At 67.8% G+C, this 25,430-nt stretch carries 23 protein-coding genes and 1 tRNA gene; 20 read left to right on the top strand and 4 right to left on the bottom strand.

Translation table 11 applies throughout. The annotated features are described in order from the left end of the window. Positions 1 to 81 precede the first annotated feature (81 nt). From accB to CK620_RS07635, 7 genes are all read left to right on the top strand, one after another. On the top strand, positions 82 to 546 hold the full coding sequence (gene accB, locus CK620_RS07605; protein ID WP_095549789.1) for an acetyl-CoA carboxylase biotin carboxyl carrier protein: 465 nt from the start codon (positions 82 to 84) through the stop codon (positions 544 to 546). Between the two features lie 209 nt (positions 547 to 755). Then, positions 756 to 2,111 (top strand): acetyl-CoA carboxylase biotin carboxylase subunit, encoded by a 1,356-nt coding sequence (gene accC / locus CK620_RS07610; protein WP_095549790.1) that lies wholly within the window; start codon positions 756 to 758, stop codon positions 2,109 to 2,111. A gap of 62 nt (positions 2,112 to 2,173) precedes the next feature. After that, positions 2,174 to 3,079 carry a 50S ribosomal protein L11 methyltransferase gene (prmA, locus tag CK620_RS07615; protein ID WP_095549791.1) on the top strand — a complete coding sequence of 302 codons (906 nt, stop codon included), beginning with the start codon at positions 2,174 to 2,176 and terminating at the stop codon, positions 3,077 to 3,079. Positions 3,080 to 3,205: 126 nt separating this feature from the next. Next, entirely contained in the window at positions 3,206 to 5,095 is a 1,890-nt protein-coding gene (locus CK620_RS07620) for a zinc-ribbon and DUF3426 domain-containing protein (protein ID WP_095549792.1), read from the top strand. Positions 5,096 to 5,164: 69 nt separating this feature from the next. Further along, positions 5,165 to 6,085 (top strand): carbohydrate kinase family protein, encoded by a 921-nt coding sequence (locus CK620_RS07625; RefSeq protein WP_095549793.1) that lies wholly within the window; start codon positions 5,165 to 5,167, stop codon positions 6,083 to 6,085. An 8-nt stretch (positions 6,086 to 6,093) separates the two neighbouring features. Next, on the top strand, positions 6,094 to 7,515 hold the full coding sequence (gene mpl, locus CK620_RS07630) for a UDP-N-acetylmuramate:L-alanyl-gamma-D-glutamyl-meso-diaminopimelate ligase (protein WP_095549794.1): 1,422 nt from the start codon (positions 6,094 to 6,096) through the stop codon (positions 7,513 to 7,515). Between the two features lie 96 nt (positions 7,516 to 7,611). Then, entirely contained in the window at positions 7,612 to 8,067 is a 456-nt protein-coding gene (locus tag CK620_RS07635) for a DUF2214 family protein (RefSeq protein ID WP_095549795.1), read from the top strand. 23 nt (positions 8,068 to 8,090) lie between these two features. Here CK620_RS07635 and holA read toward each other — a convergent pair whose 3' ends face one another. After that, positions 8,091 to 9,161, bottom strand: a complete 1,071-nt coding sequence (gene holA / locus CK620_RS07640; RefSeq protein ID WP_095549796.1) for a DNA polymerase III subunit delta — start codon at positions 9,159 to 9,161, stop codon at positions 8,091 to 8,093. Positions 9,162 to 9,442: 281 nt separating this feature from the next. Between holA and CK620_RS07645 the strand changes: the two genes are divergently transcribed. Then, positions 9,443 to 10,549 carry an NAD(P)H-dependent flavin oxidoreductase gene (locus tag CK620_RS07645; protein ID WP_095549797.1) on the top strand — a complete coding sequence of 369 codons (1,107 nt, stop codon included), beginning with the start codon at positions 9,443 to 9,445 and terminating at the stop codon, positions 10,547 to 10,549. 105 nt (positions 10,550 to 10,654) lie between these two features. Here CK620_RS07645 and aroB read toward each other — a convergent pair whose 3' ends face one another. From aroB to trhP, 3 genes are all read right to left on the bottom strand, one after another. Beyond that, entirely contained in the window at positions 10,655 to 11,797 is a 1,143-nt protein-coding gene (gene aroB, locus CK620_RS07650) for a 3-dehydroquinate synthase (RefSeq protein ID WP_095549798.1), read from the bottom strand. A 69-nt stretch (positions 11,798 to 11,866) separates the two neighbouring features. Then, complete coding sequence (locus tag CK620_RS07655) at positions 11,867 to 12,430, bottom strand: shikimate kinase (RefSeq protein WP_095549799.1); 564 nt, start codon at positions 12,428 to 12,430, stop codon at positions 11,867 to 11,869. 17 nt (positions 12,431 to 12,447) lie between these two features. Then, the gene (gene trhP, locus CK620_RS07660; protein WP_095549800.1) at positions 12,448 to 13,854 is read right to left on the bottom strand and encodes a prephenate-dependent tRNA uridine(34) hydroxylase TrhP; all 1,407 of its coding nucleotides are present in this window, start codon (positions 13,852 to 13,854) and stop codon (positions 12,448 to 12,450) included. A gap of 193 nt (positions 13,855 to 14,047) precedes the next feature. Between trhP and CK620_RS07665 the strand changes: the two genes are divergently transcribed. The 12 genes from CK620_RS07665 (at position 14,048) to CK620_RS07720 (ending at position 25,339) form a co-directional block, all read left to right on the top strand. Further along, positions 14,048 to 14,124, top strand: a tRNA-Val gene (locus CK620_RS07665). Positions 14,125 to 14,256: 132 nt separating this feature from the next. Next, on the top strand, positions 14,257 to 14,946 hold the full coding sequence (locus tag CK620_RS07670; RefSeq protein WP_095549801.1) for an SIR2 family NAD-dependent protein deacylase: 690 nt from the start codon (positions 14,257 to 14,259) through the stop codon (positions 14,944 to 14,946). A gap of 52 nt (positions 14,947 to 14,998) precedes the next feature. Continuing rightward, positions 14,999 to 16,450: a UbiA family prenyltransferase gene (locus CK620_RS07675; RefSeq protein ID WP_095549802.1), complete on the top strand. Its 1,452-nt coding sequence runs from the start codon at positions 14,999 to 15,001 to the stop codon at positions 16,448 to 16,450. After that, complete coding sequence (locus tag CK620_RS07680) at positions 16,441 to 17,841, top strand: FAD-binding oxidoreductase (RefSeq protein ID WP_238946062.1); 1,401 nt, start codon at positions 16,441 to 16,443, stop codon at positions 17,839 to 17,841. The genes CK620_RS07675 and CK620_RS07680 overlap by 10 nt, the downstream gene beginning before the upstream one ends. 59 nt (positions 17,842 to 17,900) lie before the next feature. After that, complete coding sequence (locus CK620_RS07685; RefSeq protein ID WP_095549923.1) at positions 17,901 to 18,653, top strand: SDR family NAD(P)-dependent oxidoreductase; 753 nt, start codon at positions 17,901 to 17,903, stop codon at positions 18,651 to 18,653. A gap of 1 nt (position 18,654) precedes the next feature. Next, on the top strand, positions 18,655 to 19,110 hold the full coding sequence (locus CK620_RS07690) for a GtrA family protein (RefSeq protein ID WP_095549803.1): 456 nt from the start codon (positions 18,655 to 18,657) through the stop codon (positions 19,108 to 19,110). 20 nt (positions 19,111 to 19,130) lie between these two features. Next, complete coding sequence (earP, locus tag CK620_RS07695; RefSeq protein ID WP_095549804.1) at positions 19,131 to 20,459, top strand: elongation factor P maturation arginine rhamnosyltransferase EarP; 1,329 nt, start codon at positions 19,131 to 19,133, stop codon at positions 20,457 to 20,459. A gap of 10 nt (positions 20,460 to 20,469) precedes the next feature. Next, positions 20,470 to 21,108, top strand: coding sequence for an MBL fold metallo-hydrolase (locus CK620_RS07700; RefSeq protein ID WP_095549805.1), 639 nt, complete (start codon positions 20,470 to 20,472; stop codon positions 21,106 to 21,108). Positions 21,109 to 21,201: 93 nt separating this feature from the next. Beyond that, positions 21,202 to 22,614, top strand: coding sequence for an AmpG family muropeptide MFS transporter (locus CK620_RS07705; RefSeq protein WP_095549806.1), 1,413 nt, complete (start codon positions 21,202 to 21,204; stop codon positions 22,612 to 22,614). A gap of 35 nt (positions 22,615 to 22,649) precedes the next feature. Continuing rightward, positions 22,650 to 23,843, top strand: coding sequence for a benzoate/H(+) symporter BenE family transporter (locus CK620_RS07710; protein ID WP_095549807.1), 1,194 nt, complete (start codon positions 22,650 to 22,652; stop codon positions 23,841 to 23,843). A gap of 30 nt (positions 23,844 to 23,873) precedes the next feature. Then, positions 23,874 to 24,278, top strand: coding sequence for a hypothetical protein (locus tag CK620_RS07715; protein ID WP_143326001.1), 405 nt, complete (start codon positions 23,874 to 23,876; stop codon positions 24,276 to 24,278). 389 nt (positions 24,279 to 24,667) lie between these two features. Then, the gene (locus CK620_RS07720; protein WP_095549809.1) at positions 24,668 to 25,339 is read left to right on the top strand and encodes an ACP-like domain-containing protein; all 672 of its coding nucleotides are present in this window, start codon (positions 24,668 to 24,670) and stop codon (positions 25,337 to 25,339) included. Positions 25,340 to 25,430 lie beyond the last annotated feature (91 nt).

Genomic DNA, 25,430 nt, shown 5'->3' on the forward strand with positions numbered 1-25,430 from the left:
AGCAATTTCGCGCCATCCGCCACGAGAAATCAACTTCAAGGTTTCCGCGGCATCGTGTTTTTTTCTGGAGCCTGAAACTTTATGGATCTGAGGAAACTGAAGACTCTGATCGACCTGGTGTCCGAGTCGAATGTGACGGAACTGGAAATCACCGAAGCCGAAGGCAAGGTGCGCATCGTCAAGGGCGGCGCCCCGGTGTTGGTGCCTGCGCCCGTAGCGGCTGCACCGGCGCTGACCGCCATCGCCCCCGCAGCCAGCGCCCCGCAGCAAGAGGCCGCGCCCCCCGCCACCGCAGCAGCCCCAGCCGCTGCCGGAGCCAGCATCACAGCGCCGATGGTCGGTACCTTCTACCGCGCCCCCAACCCCTCGGCCGATGCCTTTGTCGAAGTCGGCACACAGGTCAAGGAAGGCCAGATCGTCTGCATCATCGAGGCGATGAAAATCCTCAACGAGATCGAGGCCGATCGCTCCGGCACCATCAAGCAAATCCTGGTGGAGAACGGCCAGGCTGTCGAATACGGTCAACCGCTGTTCATCATCGAATAACCCGTTCACCAGAAGGCACCGCTGCACGGCGCCCACGCCCGTCGCACTGCCTTCGTTTCGGCGTGGCCATGCCGGCCACTATGGATCTGCCGATCCGCCCAAGGCTGCACCGGGGCACGCTTGAACCCAGGCCGCAGCCTCGTCGAGGCTGCGACAACTGACGCAGCACGGCGCAGCCAAGCCGGCCCCATGCACACGAGACTTCCCGCATGTTCAAGAAAATCCTGATCGCCAACCGCGGCGAAATTGCCCTGCGCATCCAGCGCGCCTGCCGCGAGCTGGGCATCAAATCGGTCATGGTGTACTCCGAGGCCGACCGCGATGCCAAGTACGTGCGCCTGGCCGACGAGGCCATTTGCATCGGCCCTGCACCCGCCAACCAGAGCTACCTGCAAATGCCCGCCATCATCTCGGCCGCAGAGGTCAGCGATGCCCAGGCCATCCACCCCGGCTACGGTTTTCTGAGCGAGAACGCCGACTTTGCCGAGCGCGTGGAAAAAAGCGGCTTTGCCTTCATTGGGCCGACGGCCGAATCCATCCGCATCATGGGCGACAAGGTCTCGGCCAAGCAAGCCATGATCAAGGCCGGCGTGCCCTGCGTGCCCGGCTCCGAAGGTGAGCTGCCCAGCGACCCGGCCGAGATCCGCGCCATCGCCCGCAAGATCGGCTATCCGGTCATCATCAAGGCCGCAGGCGGTGGCGGCGGGCGCGGCATGCGCGTGGTGCACACCGAGGCAGCCCTGCTGGGCGCGGTGCAAATGACCAAGAGCGAGGCCCAGGCCGCCTTCGGCAACCCGGCCGTGTACATGGAGAAGTTCTTGGAGAACCCGCGCCACATCGAAATCCAGGTGCTGGCCGACACCCACAAGAACGCCGTGCACCTGGGCGAGCGCGATTGCTCCATGCAACGCCGTCACCAGAAAGTCATTGAAGAGGCCCCGGCCTTCGGCATTCCGCGCCGCCTGATCGAAAAAATCGGCGAGCGCTGCGCTGCAGCCTGCAAACGCCTGGGCTACCGGGGCGCAGGCACCTTCGAGTTCCTGTATGAAAACGGCGAGTTCTATTTCATCGAGATGAACACGCGCGTGCAGGTCGAGCACCCGGTCACCGAGATGATCACCGGCATTGACATCGTCAAGACGCAAATCCTCGTGGCCGCAGGAGAGAAGCTGCCTTTCACACAAAAGGACATCCAGCTGCGCGGCCATGCCATCGAATGCCGCATCAACGCCGAGGACCCATACAAATTCACCCCCTCGCCAGGCAAGGTCAGCACCTGGCACGCCCCGGGCGGGCCAGGCGTGCGCGTGGATTCGCACATGTACTCCGGCTACACCGTGCCGGCCAACTACGACTCGATGATCGGCAAGCTCATCGTCTATGGCGACAGCCGCGACCAAGCCCTGGCGCGCATGCGCAGCGCCCTGCTGGAAACCATCGTCGAAGGCATCAAGACCAACATCCCGCTGCACCGCGAGCTGCTGCTGGACGCCAACTTCATTGCTGGCGGCACCAACATCCACTACCTGGAAAAGTGGCTTGAGCAACACGCCACACGCCCCTGAACGCCGGGCTCGGCCTTGGCCGCGCCCGTACCACACAGCCCTCCACTTGCCCGTACCTCTGTATGTACGCCCTGACCCTGCTGTGCCCGCAAGAGCGGGTCGAAACCATCAGTGAAGCGCTCGACGCCCTGGGCGCACTGAGCGTCTCCGTCGAGGACGCCGACGCCCAGACCGAGGCCGAGCAAGCGCTGTTTGGCGAACCAGGCATGGAGCCCGAACGCCAGGCCTGGCTGCGCAGCACCGTCAGTGCGCTGTTCAGCCAACGGCAACAGGCCCATGAGGCGCAGCAACTGCTGGCACTGCAGGATTTCTACGCCGGCTGCCAGCTGCAAGGTCTGGAGGAAGTGCCTGACCTGGACTGGGTCAGCCTCACCCAGGCGCAATTCAGCGCCGTGGACATCACACCCGATTTCTGGATCGTACCCAGCTGGCATGAAGTGCCCAGCCAGGCGCGCACCAGCATCGCGCTCGATCCGGGCATGGCCTTTGGCACCGGCACACACCCCACTACCCGCATGTGCCTGCGCTGGCTGGCCGCCCAGCACGAAGCCGGCCAGGCCCTGGCCCAGCGCAGCGTGCTGGATTACGGCTGCGGCTCAGGCATCCTGGCCATTGCCGCAGCCAAGTTCGGCGCCACCCCGGTGGACGCCGTGGACATCGACGAGGCCGCCATCGCCGCCACCGCCAGCAATGCCGAAAAAAACCAGGTTGCACTGCGCTGTGGCCTGCCCGACATCATCAGCGACCAGCGCTACCACGTCGTGCTCGCCAACATCCTGGCCAACCCGCTGCAGGTACTGGCGCCATTGCTGTGCAGCCACGTCGCCCCCGGCGGGCACTTGGTGCTGGCCGGTATCCTCGAGCGCCAGGCCGAGCTGCTGCAACAGGCCTACGCCCCCTGGCTGGCGCTGCAAGTGGCCGACACGCAGGACGGCTGGATTCTGATGACCGCACAGCGGCCTGCCTGAGAGCCCGTATCTGCGCGAGCGCTGACCGTCTGCTGCGCCCGCCCTGCCCTGGTGCGCGGCGGCGCCAGCCCTTTGCACGCGCCACTCTCGGGCACAATACGGGCCTTTGCCATCCCCACCGCCCGCATGCCATCCGTCACCCGCTGCCCAAGCTGCGAGACCCGCTTCAAGGTCTCTGCAGACCAGTTGCACGCCTCGCAAGGCTGGGTACGCTGCGGGCGCTGCCACCACATCTTCGATGCCACCCAGCACCTTGTGGCAGAACAAGATGGCGCTCAAGCCTCGCCAGGCCCGTCAGACCTGACACCCACCAGCCAATCCCAGCAGCCTCAAGGCTCATCCCAATTGCTGCTTGGCAGCGAGAGCGAGCTTGCCGGCCCCGCAGCAAATCAGGCCAACGCCACGCTGCCAGCCGCTACAGCAGCACAAGCGCCTGCTACGGCGCCAGACAAGCAGCATGACGAAGCCAAGGCGAGCTTCTCCAATCCGCCTGCAGACGACCTGGCCTCCCCAGCCCTGACGGACAAGGCCCCGCTGGCTGAATCCGGCCATTTCACCGCGCACTCCACCGAGCGCCCCATTGAGGAGCGTCCCACCGAGCGCTGGCTCAAGGAGTTGTCGGAAACCTTCTCCCCCTCCAGCCCGGTCGACACGCTGCCCGCTGCCGATGTGGGGGCCGGTGCGGATGCCGAAAAGCCCGCGCCCCAGGCGCCGGCCAGCGAAGCGGCCACGCCCTCCGCCTTGGCCGAACCGCTTGCCGAGGCCCCCGCCGAACAGCCCTTTGCCGAGCAGCAACTGGACGCCGCCGATGTCGAGCTGATCGAAGCCGTTGCCCTGGCCGATCTGCCGGACGCCGCATTCGACAACAGCCCACTGTCTGCAGAACAACCGGCTCCGCAGAACGCCAACGCGCCTGCGCCTGCGCCTGCTGCCGCCGACGATGACAACAGCCACATCGACGCCTTCCAGAAAGAGCTGGAGCGTTGGCAGGCCATGCAGGCCGCAGCCCAGTCCCAGGATGCCCCAGGCAGCCCAGCCACGCCCGAGCCAGCCGACGATGCGCCCAGTGCTGCTGCGGCCAATGATGTGCCCGCTGACGCCATCGTGCTGGCCCCGGCCGTGCTGGTGGACAAAACGCCCGAGCCCGAGCCCGCAGCATCGCCAAGCGCAGCAGCAGGCGCCCGCGGCTCCCGGCCGCCGGCCACGACCGGTAAAAGCGCATCGCGCAAGCAGCCGGGCAAGACCAAGGCCGTCAGCCCGCCGCCTGCCACTTTGCGCAAGAAAAGCCAGGAGCCTGCCGACAGCGCTGCCGCCCCCGCCAGCCAGCCAGCCTCTGGCCAGCCCAGCAGCCTGCCAGGCAGCACAGACCCTGCCCCAAAGAAAGGCTCTGCCCGACGGGAAAAACGCCTCACCGACCTGGACGATGCGCTGCGCGCAGACGCCGATGAATCGTTGCGCGAGGTCTACCGCACCGCCTTCAGCGAAACCCAGGAGCTGAACTTCGTACGCCAGGCCGCGCGCCAAGCATTCTGGTCACACCCTGGGGTCAAGGCCGGTCTGGGCGTACTCGCCGCCGTTTTGGCGCTTCTTTTGGCGCTACAGGTCGTGCTGCAGCAGCGCGACCGCATCGCCGCCACCAGCCCAGCCATGAAATCGCGCATGCAATCGCTGTGCGAGCTGCTGGGCTGCACCGTTGCCCCGCTGCGCGCCATCGAGCAACTGGTGCTCGATGGCTCCACCTTCCAGGCCGAAGGCGATGACGTCTTCACCCTGTCATGGACGGTGCGCAACCCCAGCCAGCTCTGGCTGCAAACGCCGCACCTGTGGCTGAGCCTGCGCGACCATGGCGGCAACACACTGATTCGCCGCCCGCTCTCGCCCGCTGACATGGCCGATGCCCCCATGGAGATTGCCCCCGGCCAAAGCTGGCAAGGCCGCCAGACCTTGCGCCTGAGCCAGTATGCGCAGGCCGTGACCGACTATCAGCTGCAGATTTTCTATCCGGCCTCGCCCTGACCCGGCAGCGCCGCTGGCCGCCCCGCGCCGGCCCCACCCCACCACCTCTTCGCTAGAAAGGAATCGACGATGGCCGTCCTGGTATGTGGTTCGATGGCATTCGACACCATCATGAATTTCGAAGGCAGCTTCGCGCAGCAGATCATGCCCGACCAGCTGCACATCCTGAACCTGTCCTTCCTGGTCAACACCCTGCGCCGCGACTACGGCGGCTGCGCCGGCAACATCGCCTACGGCCTGCAATTGCTGGGCGGCCAGCCCCTGCCCATGGCCACCATCGGCCAGGATGGCAACGACTACCAGCAGCGCCTGCGCGAGCTGGGCATCGACTGCCGCTACCTGATGCAGCTGCCCGATGCCTACACCGCCCAGGCCATGATCATGACCGATCTGGACAACAACCAGATCACCGCCTTCCACCCCGGCGCCATGGCCCAAGCGCACAAAAACGAAATCGGGCAGCTGCCCGAGCAGATCAAGTTGGCCATCCTCTCGCCCGATGGGCGCGAGGCCACGCTCAGCCATGCCCAGCAGCTCAGCGCGCTGGGCCTGCCCTGGGTGTTCGACCCCGGCCAGGGCCTGCCCATGTTCAACGGCGCCGAGCTGCGTCAGCTCACCAGCCAGGCCAGCTGGGTCACCGTCAACGATTACGAAGGCCAGCTGCTGGTCGAGCGCACCGGCCTGTCATTCAAGGACATCTCGCACCAGGTTCAAGGCCTGATCGTCACCCTGGGCGCGCAGGGCTGCGACATCTGGGTGCAGGGCGAGAAAACCCGCATCCCCGCGCTGGAAGTACAACACCCGCTGGATCCAACCGGCTGCGGCGATGCATGGCGCGCAGCGCTGCTGTACGGGCTGGAGCGCGGCTGGTCGCTGACGCAATGCGCCCGCCTGGGCAATGAAGTGGCCGCGCGCAAGATCGCCACGCGCGGGCCGCAAAACTACCAGCTCGACGGCCTGGACGTCGACAGCTTCGCCACCGGCGCCTGAGCAGCACCATGCACATCCACATCCTCGGCATCTGCGGCACCTTCATGGCCGGCGTGGCCGCTCTGGCCAAAGCCTGCGGCCACACCGTCACCGGCTGCGATGCCCAGGTCTATCCGCCGATGAGCGATCAGCTGCGTGCGCTGGACATCGAGCTCATCGAAGGCTACGACCCCGCGCAAACCGCCCTGGCGCCCGATTGCTACGTCATCGGCAACGTCGTCAGCCGCGCGCGCCTGGCCGATGGCAAGCCGCGCTACCCGCTGATGGAAGCCATCCTCGACCAAGGCCTGCCCTACACCAGCGGCCCGCAGTGGCTGGCCGAGCACATCCTGCCCGGGCGCCACGTGCTGGCCGTGGCCGGCACGCACGGCAAGACCAGCACGGCCTCCATGCTCGCCTGGATCCTGCAGGCCAATGGCCTGGAGCCGGGCTTTCTGATCGGCGGCATCGCGCAGAACTTCGGCATCTCCGCCCGGCCTGGGCGCGCCGCGCCGCCCGGCCAGCGCAGTTGCTTCGTCATCGAGGCCGACGAGTACGACACCGCCTTCTTCGACAAACGCAGCAAGTTCCTGCACTACCGCCCGCGCACCCTGGTGCTGGGCAACCTGGAGTTCGACCACGCCGACATCTTCGACGACCTGGCCGCCATCGAGCGCCAGTTCCACCACCTGATCCGCACCGTGCCCGGCCAGGGCCGCATCCTCTGCAACGCCGAGGACGCCAACCTCGCCCGCGTGTTGCAGCAAGGCCTGTGGAGCGAGCTGCGCGGCTTCGGCCAACCCGGCGCGCACGCCCCAGCTGCGCTGGCGCAGCACAGCCTCACCGCCCAGGGCAGCGACCAGCACTTCAGCGTCTGCCGCGATGGGCAGGCGCTCGGCCAGGTGCAATGGGCGCTCAGCGGCCGCCACAACCAGCTCAACGCCCTGGCCGCCATCGCCGCCGCCGAACACGTGGGCGTGCCCGTGGCCGATGCCGCGCACGCGCTGGCGCGCTTCGAGAGCGTACGCCGCCGCATGGAGCTGCGCGGCAGCGCATGCGGCGTACAGGTCTATGACGACTTCGCCCATCACCCCACAGCCATCGCCACCACGCTGGACGGTCTGCGCCGCAAACTGCCAGCCGGCCAGCGCGTGCTGGCCGTGTTCGAGCCGCGCAGCAACACCATGAAGCTGGGCACCATGGCCGCGCAACTGCCCGCAGCGCTGCAAGTGGCCGACCTGGTCTTCGCCTACAACCCGCAGCTGGGCTGGGATGTGGCCAGCGCACTGGCGCCACTGGGCCTCAAGGCCCAGGTTCACGAACAGCTCCAGACCTTGGTGCAGGCCGTCGCCAGCGCCGCACAGCCCGGCGACCACATCGTCTGCATGAGCAACGGCAGCTTTGGCGGCATCCACGACTTGCTGCTGCAAGCGCTGGGCAGCGCCGGCTGAGCATCTTCAAACAGGCTCTCGGCCCCCGCGCAGCCCAGGCTGCTCGGGGGCGCGTCATGCACAGCTGGGGCTGCCACACTTTTGCCCAATACCGCCATGCTGCTCGAATCCCTGCTGGCCTTCGCACACCTCTCGGCCATCCTCGGCCTGACCGCCTTCATCACCGCCATGGCCGTGCTGTGCCGCCCGCAATGGGCCAACGCCGACGCCCTGCGGCGCCTGCGCATCCTTGATCGCTGGGTGCTGGCCTGCACCCTGGCCGTGCTGCTCACCGGCCTGGCGCGCATCCACCTGGGCGTCAAGGATGCCGCCTGGCTCTGGAGCCAGCCGCTGCTGCACGCCAAGCTGGCCTTGTTTGCGCTGATGGGCTGGTGCGGCTGGCAAGCACACCGGCGCATCACCGCCTGGCACTCCAGCCTGCAGCAAACGGGCGCCCTGCCCAGCGCCGATGAACTGCGACGCACGCGCCGCTGGCTGATGCTGCAAGCCCATCTCATGGCCCCCATCCCGCTGGCGGCCGTGCTGCTGGCACGGGGCGCGCTGACCCTGTAGCGCCAACCGCCAACCGCCAACGCTCAACGGGCACTGTGCGCCAGACGGCACATCTGCATGCCCAGGCGCTGCAGCGCAGCGGGCGCATCCTGCGGCCAGGCCGGGTGCTTCAGGCCCTTGCAAATGCCATCGACCACATGGGCCGATTGCAGCAGCCGCGCCAGCGCGGGCAGGCGCAGCTTGGGCAATAGGCGTTCGAGCAGTTTTTCCTTCGGCCCCCAGGCACGCGCCAGGCGCAGCGCTTGCGGCATGGGCGCGCCGTCGTCCAGCGCCTGGCGCGCCCGGTACAGGCTGAGGATGTCGCCAGCCAGCACGCCGTGCAGGCGCACGGCGGCCTCGCCCTCGGCCAGCAAGGCGGCCAACACGCGCTGGCTGCGCAAGGTTTGGCCCGAGAGGATCGCCTCGGACAAATCCTGCAGGCTGTAGCGCGCCACGTTGAGCACGCTGGCCTCGATCTGCTCGCGCGAAAGCACGCCTGGCGGGTAGAGCAGGCCCAGCTTTTGCACCTCCTGGTGCGCGGCCATCAGATTGCCTTCCACGCATTCGGTGAAGAAAGCCAGCGTCTGCAGGCCCTCCTCGCCGCTGGCCACGCTCTGGCCCTGGGCCTTGAGGCGCTGCGCCAGCCAGGCAGGCATGTCGCGCCGCGCCACGGGGTCGATGCGCAGCACCACGCCGGCCTGCTCCATGGCGGCAAACCAGGGCGTTTGCTGCATGCTGCGATCGGCGCGCGGCAGCAGCACGATCAGCAAAGTGGCATCGGCGCTGGGGCCACTGGCGGCGGCCTGCTCGGCCAGCTGCTGCAGCACCTGAGCGCCTTCCTTGCCGGGCTTGCCGGTGGGCAGGCGGATTTCAACGATCTGCCGCTGGGCAAACAGGCTTTGGCTGGCACTGGCGGCCAGCACCTGCGACCAGTCGAACTGGGTGGCCGAGCCAACAAAAGCGCTGCGCTCGGTAAAGCCCTGGGCGCGCGCTGCGGCGCGCAACGCATCCAGCGCCTCTTGCTCCAGCAGCGGCTCGTCGCCGTGCAGGACATACAGCGGCGCCAGGCGCTGCGTGAGGTGCTGGGGCAGTTGCGAGAGGGTCAGGGCGGGCATGGGCAAGCATGGTGGGCCGGGCGTGCGGTGCCGGGCAAAGCAAGGCGCACTATACCTGCGGCATTGGGGGTGGATGGCAAAGCCTGTTCGCAGTTGGCTTGCGTTGGGGCGGCGTGTCTTGTTGCATCGTCCGCAGGGATTCATCCATGACTGGCCTGGCAGCGCTTGGCCTTGCGTCATGCGGTTTTGGCGTATAACCGCCTCTGTTTTGCGCTTGGGGGGCAGCGCAGTCAAAGGCCCCTCGACACAGGCATTCACACATTTCAAAGGAGCAGATTGCCATGCAGGCTTCAGCACCGCTGCTGGCCCAGCTGGGCATGGCCTGGCCCATCATCCAGGCACCCATGGCCGGAGTGGCTACGCCGCAGCTGGCGGCGGCGGTGTCCAATGCTGGCGGGCTGGGCTCGCTGGGCCTGGGCGCCAGCACTGCGGCGCAGGCGCAGCAGATGATCGAGCAGACGCGCGCCTTGACCTCGCGGCCTTTCAACGTCAACGTGTTTTGCCATGCCCCGGCGCGGCGCGATGCGGCGTGCGAAGCGCGCTGGCTGGCCCATTTGGCGCCTCTGTTCGCTCAGGCAGGCGCGGCCGCGCCGCAGGGCTTGAGCGAGATCTACCGCAGTTTTGTGGAGGATCAGGACATGCTGCAGATGCTGCTGGCGCAGCGCCCGGCAGTGGTCAGCTTTCACTTTGGACTGCCGCCGGCCGACTGCATCCAAGCCTTGCGCCAGGCAGGCATCCGCTTGCTGGCCACGGCCACCAGCGTGCAGGAGGCCCAGGCCATCGAGCAGGCCGGGCTTGATGGCATCGTGGCCCAGGGCATCGAAGCTGGCGGGCACCGGGGCATGTTCGATCCGCAAGCACCCGATGAAGGCCTGAGCACGGCTGTGCTGCTGCGGCAACTGGTGCGCCGCAACCGGCTGCCGGTGGTGGCCGCAGGCGGCATCATGGATGCGGCAGGGGTGCAAGCGGCGCTGGCGCTGGGCGCCGCCGCCGTGCAGCTGGGCACGGCCTTCATCCTGTGCCCAGAGTCGGCCGCCAATGCGCGTTACCGCGCCGACCTGCAATCGCCGCGCGCTGCACAAACGCGGATGACAGCGGTGCTCTCGGGCCGCCCGGCGCGCGGCATTGCCAGCGCCTTCATGGCCTATGGCCAAGCACCCGATGCACCGCCACCGCCCGATTACCCAGTGGCCTATGACGCAACCAAGCAATTGCTCGCTGCCCTGGCCCACTTGCCTGCCGATGGGCAAGGCGGCTGTGCCACCTTGTACGAAGCGGCACGGCAGGCGGCCCCCCACTGGGCTGGGCAAGGCGCTCCACTGGCCCAGGCCCTGCCAGCGGCCGAGCTGATGGCGCAATTGACGCAGGGCTTGCGCCCGCTGGCTTGAAAACCACCTCACGGGCCGCAGCGCCGCACACATCTTTTCTTTTGGGGCGGCCTGCAGGGCGCAAAGCCACACCATGGGGCCACAGCCCGCCATGGCGGCGTTTTGCTACGCCAGCGCCTGCAGCAGCAAAGCCTGTACGGTGGCGTCGTCCACCTTTTGCGTGATGGCCTTGCCCGGCTGCTGCAACACCACGAAGCGCAGCGCCCCGGCCTGGGTTTTCTTGTCCACGCGCATCAACTCCAGGTAGCGCTGGGCGCTGGCGGCGGCATCGGCGGCCAGCGGCGGGGCCTGCACAGGCAGTTGGGCCTGTTGCAGCAGGGTCTGCAGGCGGGCGGCGAAGTCGTCTTGCACGGCCAGGCCCAGCCGCTGCGACAGCGCCGTGGCCAGCACCATACCGGCGGCCACGGCGTGGCCGTGCAGCCATTGGCCGTAGCCCATGCCGGCCTCGATGGCATGGCCGAAGGTGTGGCCGAAGTTGAGGATTTCGCGCAGCCCGGCCTCGGTTTCATCGGCGCTGACCACGGCGGCCTTGATCTCGCAGCTGCGCCGGATGGCGTGGCGCAGCGCCTCGGTCTGGCGCGCCATCAGCTCGGGCATGTGCTCTTGCAGCCAGTCGAAGAACGCCATGTCGTAGATCGGGCCGTATTTGATGACTTCGGCCAGGCCGGCGCTGTATTCGGCCGCCGGCAGGGTCTGCAGCGTGTCCAGGTCGCAGACCACCAGGCGCGGCTGGTAGAAGGCGCCGATCATGTTCTTGCCCTGTGGGTGGTTGATGGCGGTCTTGCCGCCCACCGAGGAATCGACCTGCGCCAGCAGCGTCGTGGGCACTTGCACGAAGGGCACGCCGCGCATGTAGCAGGCGGCGGCAAAGCCGGTCATGTCGCCGATCACGCCGCCGCCCAGCGCATACAGCACCGTCTTGCGGTCAGCGCCCTGCGCCAGCAGCACGTCGAAGATTTGGTTGAGCACCTGCCAATTCTTGTGCGCCTCGCCATCGGGCAGCACGATGGTTTCGACCTTGGCGTAGTGCGGCTGCAGGCGCTGGCGCAGGGCCTGGGCCAGCAGCGGCGCGACGCGCTCATTGCTGACGATGTAGGCGCTGCTGCCAGCCGGGAAGTGCGCCTGGGCCTGTTGCCACAGCGCCTGGCCCTGGCCGATCAAAATGGGGTAGGAACGCTCGCCCAGCGCGATCGGCACGAGGTCGATGGCTGCGTCCGCTGCACTGGTCTGGGGGGTGGATGGGTTCATGTGCTTGGCGTGCCGCCCAGGGGCGGGCTGAAAAACAAGAGACGAAAAAACAAGCAGCGGCGCGGCCCTTCAACCAGGGGCGCCACCAGGCGCGTGGCTGGCTGGCTGCGGGCAAATGCCCAGCGGGCGCAGATGGCGCTCGATGGCTTGCAGAGTGCCGCGCATGCCCAGGCCTTCAACATGCACGGTGCAATCGGCCGTGTCTTGATAAAGCTGCTGGCGCTGGGCGTGCAGCTCGCGCAGCCGCTGCAGCGGGTCGGCCACCTGCAACAGCGGGCGCGTGCGGTCCTGGCGCACGCGCTGCAGCAGCATCTCTGGCGGCGCGCTGAGGTAAATGGCGTGGCTGTGCTGGCGCAGCGCGGCGCGGTTCTCGGGCCGCAGCACGATGCCGCCGCCGGTGGAGATGACCAGTGGTTCGCTGCCCTGCAATTGCTCGGCCAATACGCGGCTTTCAACATCGCGGAAAGCTGCCTCGCCCATGCGCTCGAAGTATTCGGCGATGCGGCAGCCGATGTGCTGCTCGATGACGTGATCCAGATCGACGAAGGGCCGCCCGTAGTGGCGCGCCAGCTTGCGCCCGATGGTGGTCTTGCCGATGGCCGGCATGCCAATCAGCGCAATGTGCAATGCCATGCCTGCGCCTTCCCTGTTCAGGCAGCGCCGCCGGCCTGCTGCGCCGCAGGCTGCAGCAGGCGCGCCACCAGCGCCCCCTGGGCCGGCCCTTCGAGCGGGAACCACACGCGCAGCGGGTTGCCAGCGGCCACGTCAATCGACGCGCCATCGGCGTTTTGCATGGTTTCCAGCTTGATGAGGCGGTTGCCGCTGGGGTGGATGATTTCCAGCGTGTCGCCCACGGCGAAACGGTTTTTGGTTTCCACCTCCACCCAGCCATCGGCGCGCACGCCGCGCACTTCGCCCACGAACTGGCTGCGCTGGGCCACGGAGTGGCCGGTCTCGTAGTTCTGGTAGCTGTGCGCCGGGCGGCGCTCCAGCAGGCCGCCGGTGTAGCCCCGGTTGGCCAGGCCCTCCAGCTCGGTGATCAGCTCAGGGTTGAAGGGGCGGCCGGCCACGGCATCGTCGATGGCGCGGCGATACACCTGGGCTGTGCGCGCCACGTAGTACAGGCTTTTGGTGCGGCCCTCGATCTTGAGCGAATCGACGCCGATGCGCGTGAGGCGCTCGACGTGCTCGACGGCGCGCAAGTCCTTGCTGTTCATGATGTAGGTGCCATGCTCATCTTCCATGATGGGCATCAGCTCGCCGGGGCGGCCCACCTCCTCGATCAGATAGACCTGATCGGCCTTGGGGTGGCGAATGCCGTCGCCGCAAGCGGAAAAGGCCTTGTCGGCTTCTTCCTGCAGGCCCTGGAAGCTGAAGTCCCGGCCCAATTGGTCAATGGCCAGCGCCTCGCCCGTGTTCGGGTCGACGGCGGCGGCGTGGGTCTTGTAGTCCCAGCGGCAGGCATTGGTGCAGGTGCCCTGGTTGGGGTCGCGGTGATTGAAATAGCCCGAGAGCAGGCAGCGGCCCGAGTAGGCAATGCACAGCGCACCATGCACGAAGACCTCGATCTCCATGTCGGGGCAGTCCTGGCGGATTTGCTCGATCTCTTTGAGGCTCAATTCGCGCGAGAGGATGATGCGCGAGACGCCCACCTTCTGCCAGAACTTCACCGAAGTGGAATTGGTGGTGTTGGCCTGCACCGAGAGGTGGATGGGCACGTGCGGCCACTTCTCGTGCACCAGCATGATCAGACCCGGATCGGCCATGATGAGCGCGTCGGGCTTGAGCGCGATAACCGGCTCGATGTCGCGCAGATACGTGCGCACCTTGTCGTTGTGCGCCAGCAAATTGCTGGTGACGAAGAACTTTTTGCCGCGCGCGTGGGCTTCCTCGATGCCTTGCTGGAGCTGCTCCAGGCGGAACTCGTTGTTGCGCGCGCGCAGGCTGTAGCGCGGCTGCCCGGCGTACACGGCATCGGCGCCAAAATCGTAGGCGGCGCGCATTTTTTCCAGCGAACCGGCCGGCAGCAGCAATTCAGGGCTGAATGTGGTGGTCATGGTGCATCCCATACAGGCAGGCAGCGGCACATGAGCGGTGAGAGATTCTCATGGGGAAGGCCGCAGCCAAGGCCGCGATTATCCCCGGCCAGGCCAGCGCCTGCCATGCACGCGCCAGCAGGGCAAACAAAAAATTGCACCAGTTTTCCAGCAACGGCCAAAAACACCCCTATAATCGCGGGCTTCGGCAAACAGGCGCGTAGCTCAGTTGGTTAGAGCACCACCTTGACATGGTGGGGGTCGTTGGTTCGAATCCAATCGCGCCTACCAATGCTGCAACAGCAGCATGGGCCAGGGCCATATGCAAGGCTGCGACGACCTCCTGATCAGGAGGTTTTTTTACGCCTGCCGCATCCCCGCGCGCAAGCACAGGCTGCGCTGGCGCACCCTCAGGAGGCATGCATGAAACAGCACATCGTCGTCTTCAGCGGCGCGGGCATCAGCGCCGAGAGCGGGCTGCGTACCTTCCGCGATTTCGACGGCTATTGGCACGAGTACCACATCGACGAAGTGGCCACCCCCGAAGGCTATGCCGCCAACCCCGCGCTGGTGCTGGAGTTTTACAACCTGCGCCGCCGCGAAGTGCGCGCCGCCCAGCCCAATGCCGCGCACCTGGCGCTGGCGCAACTGCAGCAGCACTACGAGGTCACGGTCATCACGCAGAACATCGACGACCTGCACGAGCGCGCGGGCTCGGCGCGCGTCATCCACGTACACGGCGAGATCACCAAAGGCCAGAGCAGCCGCGACAGCCAATTGATCGTGCCACTGAGCAAGCCCGACATCGCCTTGGGCGAGCTGGCGCCCGACGGCAGCCAGCTGCGCCCGCACGTGGTCTGGTTCGGCGAGGCCGTGCTGTACCTGGACGAGGCGCTGCAGGCCATGGCCAGCGCCGACAAGGTGCTGGTCGTAGGCACCTCGCTGTCGGTCTTCCCCGTCGCCGCGCTCGTGCAAGAGGCCCCGCCCCATGCCGAGAAAATCCTCATCGCGCTGGATGTGCAGCAGGTGCCGCCGCACTACCAGTTCCGCCCTGGCCGCGCCACCGAGCTGGTGCCGCCGTTGGTGCAGCACTGGCTGCAGCAGGCCGCTTGAACCAGACCTGACGCCAGGCCGCTATTCGCCCACCGAGGCCGCCATCAAACCCATGCCAACCCCCACCTCACCCCCGCTGGTCGTCGATCTGGACGGCACGCTGATCCTGACCGACTCGTTGCAAGAGCTGGCCCTGGCGCAATGCAAGAACAGCCTGTGGCAGGCGCTGCGCATTCCCGCCTGGCTGCAGCAGGGCAAGGCCCGGCTCAAGCAGGCCCTGGCCGAGCGCAACCCGCTGGATGCCGCCAGCCTGCCCTACCACCAGGAGCTGCTGCAATGGCTGCGCGCCGAGCAGGCCCAGGGCCGCACGCTGGTGCTGTGCACCGGGGCCGACCAGCGCGTGGCCCAGGCGGTGGCCGAACATCTGGGCCTGTTCAGCGCCGTCATCGCCAGCGATGGGCAGCACAACCTCACGGCCGCCCGCAAGGCCCAGGCCCTGGTGCAGCGCTACGGCGCGCAGGGTTTTGACTACGTGGGCAATTCGCGCGATGACCTGCCCGTCTGGCAGCAGGCGCGCCAGGCCATCGTCGCCAACGCGGCCCCTGCCGTGCAGCAGGCAGCGCAGCAGCAAGGCAATGTGGCGCGCAGCTTCCCCACGCCCGCGCGCGATGCGCGCAGCCTGCTGCGCACGCTGCGCCCGCACCAATGGCTCAAGAACCTGCTGCTGTTCGTGCCCCTGCTGGCGGCGCAGCAGTTCGGCAACGGCGGCGCCTGGGGGCTGCTGCTGCTGGCCTTTTTGTCCTTCAGCCTGTGCGCCTCGGCGGTGTACATCGGCAATGATTTGCTCGACCTGCAAAGCGATCGCCAACACCCTCGCAAATGCCAGCGCCCCTTCGCCAGCGGCCGCATCCCCGTAGCCTGGGGCGTGGCGCTGGCGCCGCTGCTGCTGGCCGCCAGCCTGGGGCTGGGCTTGCTGGTCGGCCCGGCCTTTCTGGCCTGGCTGGCGGTGTACTTTGCGCTGACCTGTTGGTATTCGCTGAGCCTCAAGCGCCTGGTGCTGCTCGATTGCCTGACGCTGGCCGGGCTGTACACGCTGCGCATCGTCGCCGGCGCGGCGGCCGTGGGCCTGGTGCTGTCGCACTGGCTGTTCGGCGTCTCGGGCTTCATGTTCCTCTCGCTGTCCTTTCTGAAACGCTACACCGAGCTGCACATGCTGGCGCAGCGCGGCAGCGGCCAGGCCAGCGCCCACGGGCGCGGCTATCTAGCCCAGGATGCGCCGCTGGTGCAGGCGCTGGGCGTGGGTGCGGGCTACGCCGCCGCCGTGCTGTTGGCCCTGTACCTGGACAGCAATACCGCGCGCACGATGTACCGCCTGCCCGAGGCCATCTTCCTGGCCATTGCCGTGCTGGTCTATTGGATCAGCTGGCTGTGGCTGCAGGCGCACCGCGGCCAGATGCACGACGACCCGGTGTTCTTCGCCATCAAGGACCGCACCAGCCTGCTGTGCGGCCTGGCCTTTGCCGCCACGCTGGCGCTGGGCATGCTGGGCCTGCCATGGGCATGAACGCCAGCCAGCGCCAGGCCACCACGCCGGCCACCGTGCCCGTCAGCGCCTGGGGGCGGCTGCAGGCGGCCGAGCACCAGCTGCTGGCGCCCGATGCACTGGCCCCAGAGCAGCCCTGGCCGCAGGCGGCGCAGGGCGCCAGCGTGCTGCCGCATGGCATGGGGCGCAGCTATGGCGACGTCTGCCTTAACCCCGGCGGGGCGCTGTGGCTGGGCCGCGCACTGGATCAATGGCTGGAATTTGACGCCCAGCAAGGCCTGCTGCGCTGCCAGGCTGGGGTGCAGCTGGGCGAGATCCAGCGCCTGCTGGCGCCACGCGGCTGGATGCTGCCCGTCACCCCCGGCACGCAGTTCGTCACCGTCGGCGGGGCCATCGCCAACGATGTCCATGGCAAGAACCACCACGTCATGGGCAGCTTTGGCGAGCACGTGCGTGCGCTGACGCTGCTGCGCAGCGATGGGCGTCGCATCGCCTGCGCCCCCGGCCAACACGAGGACTGGCTGCGCGCCACCATCGGCGGCCTGGGCCTGACCGGGCTGATCACCGAGGCCACGCTGCAACTGCGCCGCGTGGCCGGCCCCTGGCTGAAGGCGCAAAGCATCGCCTTCGAGCGCCTGGCTGATTTCTATCCGCTGGCCGAGCAGTCCGAAGCCGACTGGGAATACACCGTGGCCTGGATCGACTGCCTGCATCCTCAAGGGCGCGGCATCTTCATGCGCGCCAACCACTGCCAGGCGCACGAGGCCACGCCCGCGCATGCACCGCGACAGCCCCAGCGCAGCATGCCCGTCACGCCGCCGCTGTCGCTGGTCAACCCGCTGAGCCTGCGCGCCTTCAACTGGGCCTACTACCACCTGCAGCGCCGCAGCGCGCAGGCCACTGCGGCGGGCCAGGCCGGTGGCGCCGTCAGCCATTACCGGCCATTTTTCTACCCGCTCGATGGGCTGGCGCACTGGAACCGCATGTACGGGCCACGGGGCTTTTACCAGTACCAATGCGTGATCCCGTTCGCGCCCGCGCCGGGCGCGGCCGGGCCGGTAGGGGCCGATGCCATTGCCGCGCTGCTGGAGCAGATTGCGCGCAGCGGCCAGGGCTCCTTCCTGGCCGTGCTCAAGACCTTCGGCCAGCGCCCGGCGCCCGGCATGCTCAGCTTCGTGCAACCGGGCATTACGCTGGCGCTGGACTTTCCCAACCGGGGCCAGGCCACGCTGCGGCTGTTCGAGGCGCTGGACGCCATCGTGCGCGCCGCCGGCGGGCGTCTTTACCCGGCCAAAGACGCGCGCATGCCCGCCGAACTCTTTCAGGCCAGCTACCCACAGCTGGCGCAGTTCCTGCCCTACCGCGACCCGGGCATCAGCTCGGCCATGTCGCGCCGCCTGCTGGGCTCATGAGCCAGGCGGCCCGCAACCCCTGCAACGCCCGCATCCCCCTGCACCACCCACACCACACCATGAGCACAAGCCAATACATCGTCGTCATCGGCGCCACCTCCCACATTGCCCAGCAATGCTGCCGCATCTGGGCCGAACAAGGCCCTTGTGAGTTCCTGCTGGTGGGCCGCGATGCGCAGCGCATCGAGCAAGTCGCAGCCGACCTGCGCGCGCGCGGCGCGGCCGTCAGCGCCCAGGTGCAAACGCTGGATTTCGACGACCCGGACGCCGCAGCAGCCCTGGCGCGCAGCGCGCAGGCCCGGCGCCGCGTGGACATCGCGCTCATCGCCCACGGCGCGCTGCCCGATCAGGCCCAATGCCAGAGCGAGCTGCGCGCCGCGCAGCAGGCGCTGCAGATCAACGGCCTGTCGCCAGCGCTGCTGGCCGAGGCCTTTGCCGGCCCCATGCAGCAGGCCAACCATGGCCGCATATGCATCATCGGCTCCGTGGCCGGGGATCGCGGGCGCAAGAGCAACTACGTTTATGGCGCGGCCAAGGGCCTGCTCGAACGCTACGCCCAGGGCCTGCAGCACCGCCTGGCCGGCACGGCCGTGCGCGTGACGCTGGCCAAGCCCGGCCCGACCGACACGCCGATGACGGCCCACCTCAAGCAAGGCGGCGCGCGCCTGGCCAGCGCCCAGGCCGTGGCCCAGCGCATCGTGCGCGCCATCGAGGCTGGCCGCCCCGTGGTCTATGCCCCGGCCAAATGGGCGCTGATCATGCTGGTCATCCGCAACCTGCCGCGCTGGGTGTTTCACAAGCTCGATATTTGAAATGCGCCTGACCCTGCTCTACAGCCTGTTTTGCGCCCTGGCCATTGCCGTCAACATCGGCACGCAGGAGGCCGTGGTGCGCCTGGGCCACTGGCTGCAGCAGCAGCTGGACATGGCCACGCCGCTGCCGGGCCTGATCCTGCTGTCCATCGCCGCGGGCACGGGCACTGGGCTGGTCGTCAAATACCTGCTGGACAAGCGCTACATCTTCCGCTTCCAGCCCAAGAGCGCCGCACACGATGGCAAGACCTTTGTGCGCTACACCCTGATGGGGCTGGCCACCACGCTGATCTTCTGGGGCTTCGAATACGGCTTCTGGCTGATCTTCCAGAGCGCGACCATGCGCTACCTGGGCGGCGTCATCGGGCTGGTGCTGGGCTACATCAGCAAATACCATCTGGACAAGCAGTTCGTCTTCACCCCTGCTGCAGCGGGCTCGCAGGGCCGTTCGGCCTGAGACGCTGCCACCGCACTGCCATGCCCGCCACCGACACAGCACCGCCGCCCCTGGCCTGGGACCTCTTTTGCCGCGTCATCGACAACTACGGCGATGTCGGCGTCTGCTGGCGCCTGGCTTGCGATCTGGCCGGGCGCGGCGACAGCGTGCGGCTGTGGATCGACGAGCACAGTGCGCTGCGCTGGCTCAGCGACGCGCCGGCCTCGCTCTGGGATGCGCCGCCGCCCTGGCAGCACCAAGGCGTGCGCATCCTGCCCTGGGCGCTGGCCGAAAGCCTGGCCCCTGGGCAACTGGCTACGCTGGCAGACCTGGCGCCAGCCCCACCGGCCCGACCAGCGCCGCGCCAAGTGCTGATCGAAGCCTTTGGCTGCGAGATCCCCGATGCCTACCTCAACGCCCTGGCCCAGCTCGCCAGCGGCCAAGCCAGCCCTGCCAACGCCATTGGGCCGCGCCCCTGGCCGCTGTGGCTGAACCTCGAATACCTCTCGGCCGAGCCTTACGTGGAGCGCATGCACCGGCTGCCCTCGCCAGTGATGTTCGGCCCGGCCGCAGGGCAGAGCAAAACCTTTTTCTACCCTGGGCTGACGCCGCGCACCGGTGGCCTGCTGCGCGAGCCGGCACTGGCGCAGCGCCAGGCGCAATTCGACGCCCTGGCCTGGCGCCGTGCCTTCCTGCAGGCGCAGTCCGCCGCCGCACAGGCCGCAAACCCGATCGACCACGCCACCCAATCCAGCTGGATCAGCCTGTTTGCCTACGAGCCTGCCTGCCTGCCACAGTGGCTGCGCGCCTGGGCCCAGGCCGCGCAGCCCGTGCAGCTGCTGGCTGCGGCCGGGCGCTCGCAAGCCTGGCTGCGCCAGTGCTGGCAGCAGCTGGGCTGGGCCGGCGCGCAGCAGGCCACGGCCAGCACGCCCAGCACGCAAGGCGCGCTGACGGTGCACTGGCTGCCCTTCATGCCGCAGGCGCAATTCGACGAACTGCTCTGGGCCTGCGACCTGAACATCGTGCGCGGCGAGGATTCGCTGGTGCGCGCCCTGTGGGCCGCGCGCCCCTTTTTGTGGCACATCTACCCCCAGCACGACAACGCCCATCACGGCAAACTGCAGGCCTTCATGGACTGGCTGCAACCGCCTGAGCACTGGCGCGCCGCCTTGCTGCAACTCAACGGCATGGCCAGCGCCAACGCGCCGCCGCAGCCCTCGCCCGGCAGCGCCTTTCAAGGCGCACAACAGGCAAGCTGGGCGCACTGGCAAGACTGCGCACGCACCGCCTGCAGCCGCCTGCAGGCCCTGCCGGACCTGGCCACACAGCTGCGCGCCTGGGCCGCCACCGGTGCGCAGCAGCCCACGTAGAATGCCCGCCATGCTCCAATACCACACCCTCCCCGTCACCGCCTTTGCGCAAAATTGCAGCATCGTGTGGTGCGATGAAACCCGCGAGGCCGCCATCATCGATCCGGGCGGCGATTTGCCGCAGATCCGCGCCGCCATCGAGCAGCTGGGCCTGACGCCCAAGGCCATCTGGCTGACCCACGCCCACATCGACCACGCTGGCGGCGCGGGCGAGCTGGCGCAGGCGCTGGGCCTGCCCATCATTGGCCCGCACCCGGAGGACCAGTTCCTCATCGACAGCCTGCCTGCACAAAGCCAGGCCTATGGCTTTGCGCCGGCGCAGACCTTCACGCCCGCGCGCTGGCTGGGCGATGGCGATCAGGTGCAGATCGGCCAGCAGGTGCTCAACGTCCACCACACCCCCGGCCACACCCCTGGGCACGTGATCTTCCACGCCCCGGAAAGCCGCCTGGCCTTCGTCGGCGACGTGCTGTTTGCCGGCAGCATCGGGCGCACGGATTTTCCGCGCGGCAACCACCAGCAGCTCATCGACAGCATCGTGCACAAGCTCTGGCCGCTGGGCGACGAGACGCGCTTTGTGCCCGGCCACGGGCCCGAGAGCAGCTTCGCCCGCGAGCGCGCCAGCAACCCCTTCGTCGGCGGCACCTGAGCCCCGGCGGCCACAGCCCCCTGCCCTGCCCGGGCGGTGCGCCCGCCCACGCCCCTTGCGCGCCACTGCAGACGAATTGCCCCGCATCTCCGCATGCCCAGCTCCACACCGCCGCCGCCCGCTGCTGCGCCTGCCGCGCCTGCTGCACCTGCCACGGCCGCCATGCACTGGCTGCAGGCGGCGCGCGTCTATCTTGAGCCGGCCAGCCTGCGCATGCTGCTGCTGGGCTTCTCGGCCGGGCTGCCCATGCTGCTGGTGTTCAACACGCTGGGCTTCAGGCTGCGCGAGGCCGGCATCGACCGCAGCACCATCGGTTTCATCAGCTGGGTGACGCTGGCCTACGGCTTCAAATGGGCCTGGTCGCCGCTGGTCGATCACCTGTCCATCCCCTGGCTGACGCGCCGCCTGGGGCAGCGGCGCAGCTGGCTGCTGCTGTCGCAGTGCTGCATCATGCTGGCGCTGCTGGGCATGGCGCTGCTCGATCCGCGCCAGCAGCTGGGCGCGCTGACGCTGTGCGCCGTGGCGGTGGCCTTTGCCTCGGCCACGCAGGACATTGCGCTGGACGCCTACCGCATCGAAACCGGCGATACCCAGCGCCAGGCCGCCATGGCGGCGATGTACCAGGGCGGCTACCGCGTCGCCCTGATCTGGGCTGGCGCAGGCGCGCTCTGGCTGGCCGCGCGCGGCGAAAGCGCCGGCCAGACAGGCTACCAACAGGCGGCCTGGGCCTTTTCCTACATCGTCATGGCCGCCACCATGCTGGTGGGCATGATCGCCACGCTGCTGGCGCCTGAGCCGCAACGCCCGCCGGCAGCGCCCATGCGCGATGTGCGCCAATGGCTGGCGCAGGCCGTGGTGGCCCCCTTTGCCGACTTCATCGGCCGCTACGGCCGCCAGGCGCTGCTGATCCTGGCGCTGATTTCCGTCTACCGCATCAGCGACATCGTCATGGGCGTGATGGCCAGCACGTTCTACGTGGACATGGGCTACACCAAGGACCAGATCGCCGCCGTCACCAAAATCTACGGCGTGCTCATGACGCTGCTGGGCGCCTTCGCTGGCGGCTGGGTCGCCATGCGCATCGGCGTGCTGCGCGTGCTGATGCTCGGGGCGCTGCTGTCCTCGGCCACCAATTTGCTGTTTGCCTGGCTGGCCCAGCAGCAAGGCCCGCACTTCATCGGCCTGGTGCTGGTGGTCTCGGCCGACAACCTGGCCGCTGGCCTGGCCTCCTCGGCCTTCATCGCCTATCTCTCCAGCCTGACCAATGTGCGCTACTCGGCCACCCAGTACGCGCTGTTCAGCTCCATGATGACGCTGCTGCCCAAGTGGCTGGGCGGCTTCTCGGGCCAGTTCGTCGATGCCAATGGCTACGCCCAGTTCTTCACGCTGACGGCCTGCCTGGGCCTGCCCGTGCTGCTGCTGATTGCCTGGATCGCCCGCCTCGACGCGCGCGCTGCGCCCCATCAAGCTCAGACCAGCGGCCCGGCGCGGCAGGACAGCGCCTGACGCACTGTGTTTGCCTTCTCACCGATTGGACCGCCATGCGACAACTCTGGCATGACCTGAGCGCCTCGACCGCCACCGCCGGCTTTGTGGCCGTGCTGGTGGCCTTCACCAGCTCCACGGCCGTGATCTATCAGGCCGCGCAGGCGCTGGGCGGCACGCCTGGGCATGTCACCTCGTGGATCTGGGCCATTAGCCTGGGCTGCGCCACGGTGGCGCTGTTGCCCTCGCTGCTGCTGAGAAAGCCGGTAATGCCCGGCTGGTCCGTGCCGGGGGCGGTGGTCATCGCCACCACCGCGGCCTCGGGCGGCTTCACGCTGGCCCAGGGCGTAGGCGCGTTCATGATGAGCGCGGCGCTCATCGTGCTGGTGGGCGCCACGGGCTGGTTCGAGCGCATGATGGGCCGTATCCCGCTGGCCCTGGCCAACGCCCTGCTGGCGGGCGTGCTGGGGCGTTTTGCGCTCGATGGCTTTGGCGCGGCCCGCACCGCGCCGCTGCTGCTGACGCTGATGCTGCTGGCCTACCTGGCCGCGCGCCGCTGGCTGCCGCGCTACGCCGTCATCGTCACCTTGCTGGTGGGCATGGCCCAGGCCACGCTGGCCGGGCAGATGCAGTGGTCGGCCATTGGCCCGCTGGAGCTGGCGCGGCCCATCTTCGTCTGGCCCGAGTTCAGCTTCAGCGCCTTCATGAGCATGGCCTTGCCACTGTTCATCGTCACCATGGCCTCGCAAAACCTGCCGGGCGTGGCCGTCATGCGCGCCACCGGATACTTCATGCCCGTCTCGCGCCTGATCACGCTCACCGGCCTGGTGACGCTGGTGCTCTCACCCTTTGGCTGCTTTTCGGTCAACCTCTCGTCCATCACCGCCGCCATCTGCATGGGGCCGGGCGCACACGAAGACCCGGCCCGGCGCTACAGCGGCGCCGTGGTCTGCGGCCTGCTGTATTTGCTGGTGGGCTGCTTTGCCGGCATCATCACCGGCTTGCTGCTGGCTTTTCCGCAAGAGCTGGTGCTGGCCATTGCCGGCATCGCCCTGCTGGGCAGCATCGGCAGCGGCCTGGCCCAGGCCATGGCCGACGAAAGCCAGCGCGAAGCGGCGTTGATTTCCTTTCTGGTCACGCTCTCGGGCGTGAGCATCGCCGGCATCGGCTCGGCCTTCTGGGGGGGCGTGGCCGGCGCTGCCGCCTTGCTGATCCAGCGCTGGCGCGCAGCGCCGCTATCGCAGCCGTGAACACGCTCTAACTTAAGGAGAGTCGCCACCATGGAGCATTCCTCACCCGAAAGCCAACAATTGCTGCTGGCGCTTTGTCAGGCCCTGCGGCAAGACCCGGGCCTGATCGCGCCGGGCGTGGCCTGGCACAAGCTGATCGTGGTCGGCGTGCAGGGCAAGGGCCACAGCCGCATGTACGGTTACCGCTTTGACGCCCAGGGCGAAGACGAGGCCGTCTCCCCCGACGACGGGCACGCGCAAGACGCCTTGCGGCATTTGCAGCAGGCCATGCAGGCCGAGCACCCCGCAGGCCGCGCCTGGCAGGCCTGCCTGATTCGGCTGGGCAGCGACGGGCGCTTTGGCGTGGAGTTCGAATACGACAACGCCCAGCGCTGGGCCGTGACGCCGGCCAATTACCAGCAGCGCGTGCAAGAGTTTGCGCACATGCCGGTGTGAAAGCCGGCCCGCGCGCCTGCGCCGCGCCCAAAGCCCAACCATGGGGCGTGCGCAGGGCCTGGCCAAGTTTGAATGCCCCATGAAGTTGGTATCAAAAACCACCTTCGGCGCCACTGCGCCTCGCCCCCCAGCAAGCCGAGCCCCCTATGACAAAGCCGCCTCTTGCCGACATTTGATGCCTGTAGCGCCCACTTTGACGACCATTTGCTGAAAATTACCAGCGCACCGTTGCTGGATTGGCGCGCCATCCCCAGGCACTTGGGGGCAGGCGCTCAGCCGCACGCCCCATCTGAAAAGCCCTGTCCTGGGCGCAAGGACTTTGACGGGTCTGTAGACTGCTGCTCGTCTTGGGATCTGTCCTATTCCCATCCAATCAGAGGAGTCACAGCATGAAACTCATCCAAACCGCCGTTGCCGCTTCGCTGGCCTGCCTGTCGCTTTCGGCCATGGCCAGCAGCCATTCCGTCACCTACGCCTGCGAGGGCGGCAAGCAAGTGCAAGTGCGCTACCAGTTCAACAAGGCCGGCATCCCCACCCGTGCCGAGGCCCACATCCGCGGTGCCAAGCGCGTCATGGCCTATGACATGAACCGCTCGGACGATGTGGACACCTTCTTTGCCAACAAGTCCGGCTATCGCCTGTCTTCGGACTACATGGACTCCAAGAACTTCCGCAAGAGCAGCATCATGATCACGGCGCCCAATGATGAGATTCTGTTCAAGAGCTGCACGGCCCAGTCGGGTGCTGCATCGTCCGGGCGAAATGCAGGCGGCTCCCAAAACACCCAGCAAGTGGCCTATACCTGCAACAACGGCCGCCTCTCGGTGGCCTACCAGTTCAACTCCGCCGGCATCCCCGTCAGCGCCACGGCCCAGTTGCAAGGCAAGCGCCGCACCCTGAACTACGACCTGAACAACTCCAGCAACGTGGAGACTTTTTTCACGGCCCAAGGCTATCGCCTGGCCACCGACGCCATGACGCGCGACAACTTCACATCGCTGCCCATCATGGTCACGGCCCCAGGCAACAAAATCCTGCACAAGTCCTGCATGCCGAACTAAGGCAACGCTGAACAGTCCCCGCAGTGCAGAGCCCTGGCGTGAGGGCATGGACTGCAGGCAAAAAACACCAAGAAGCCCCATCGGCCCTTGG

Origin of the sequence: Vandammella animalimorsus (assembly GCF_002285285.1) — a bacterium.
Taxonomy (GTDB): Bacteria; Pseudomonadota; Gammaproteobacteria; order Burkholderiales; family Burkholderiaceae_C; genus Lampropedia; species Lampropedia animalimorsus.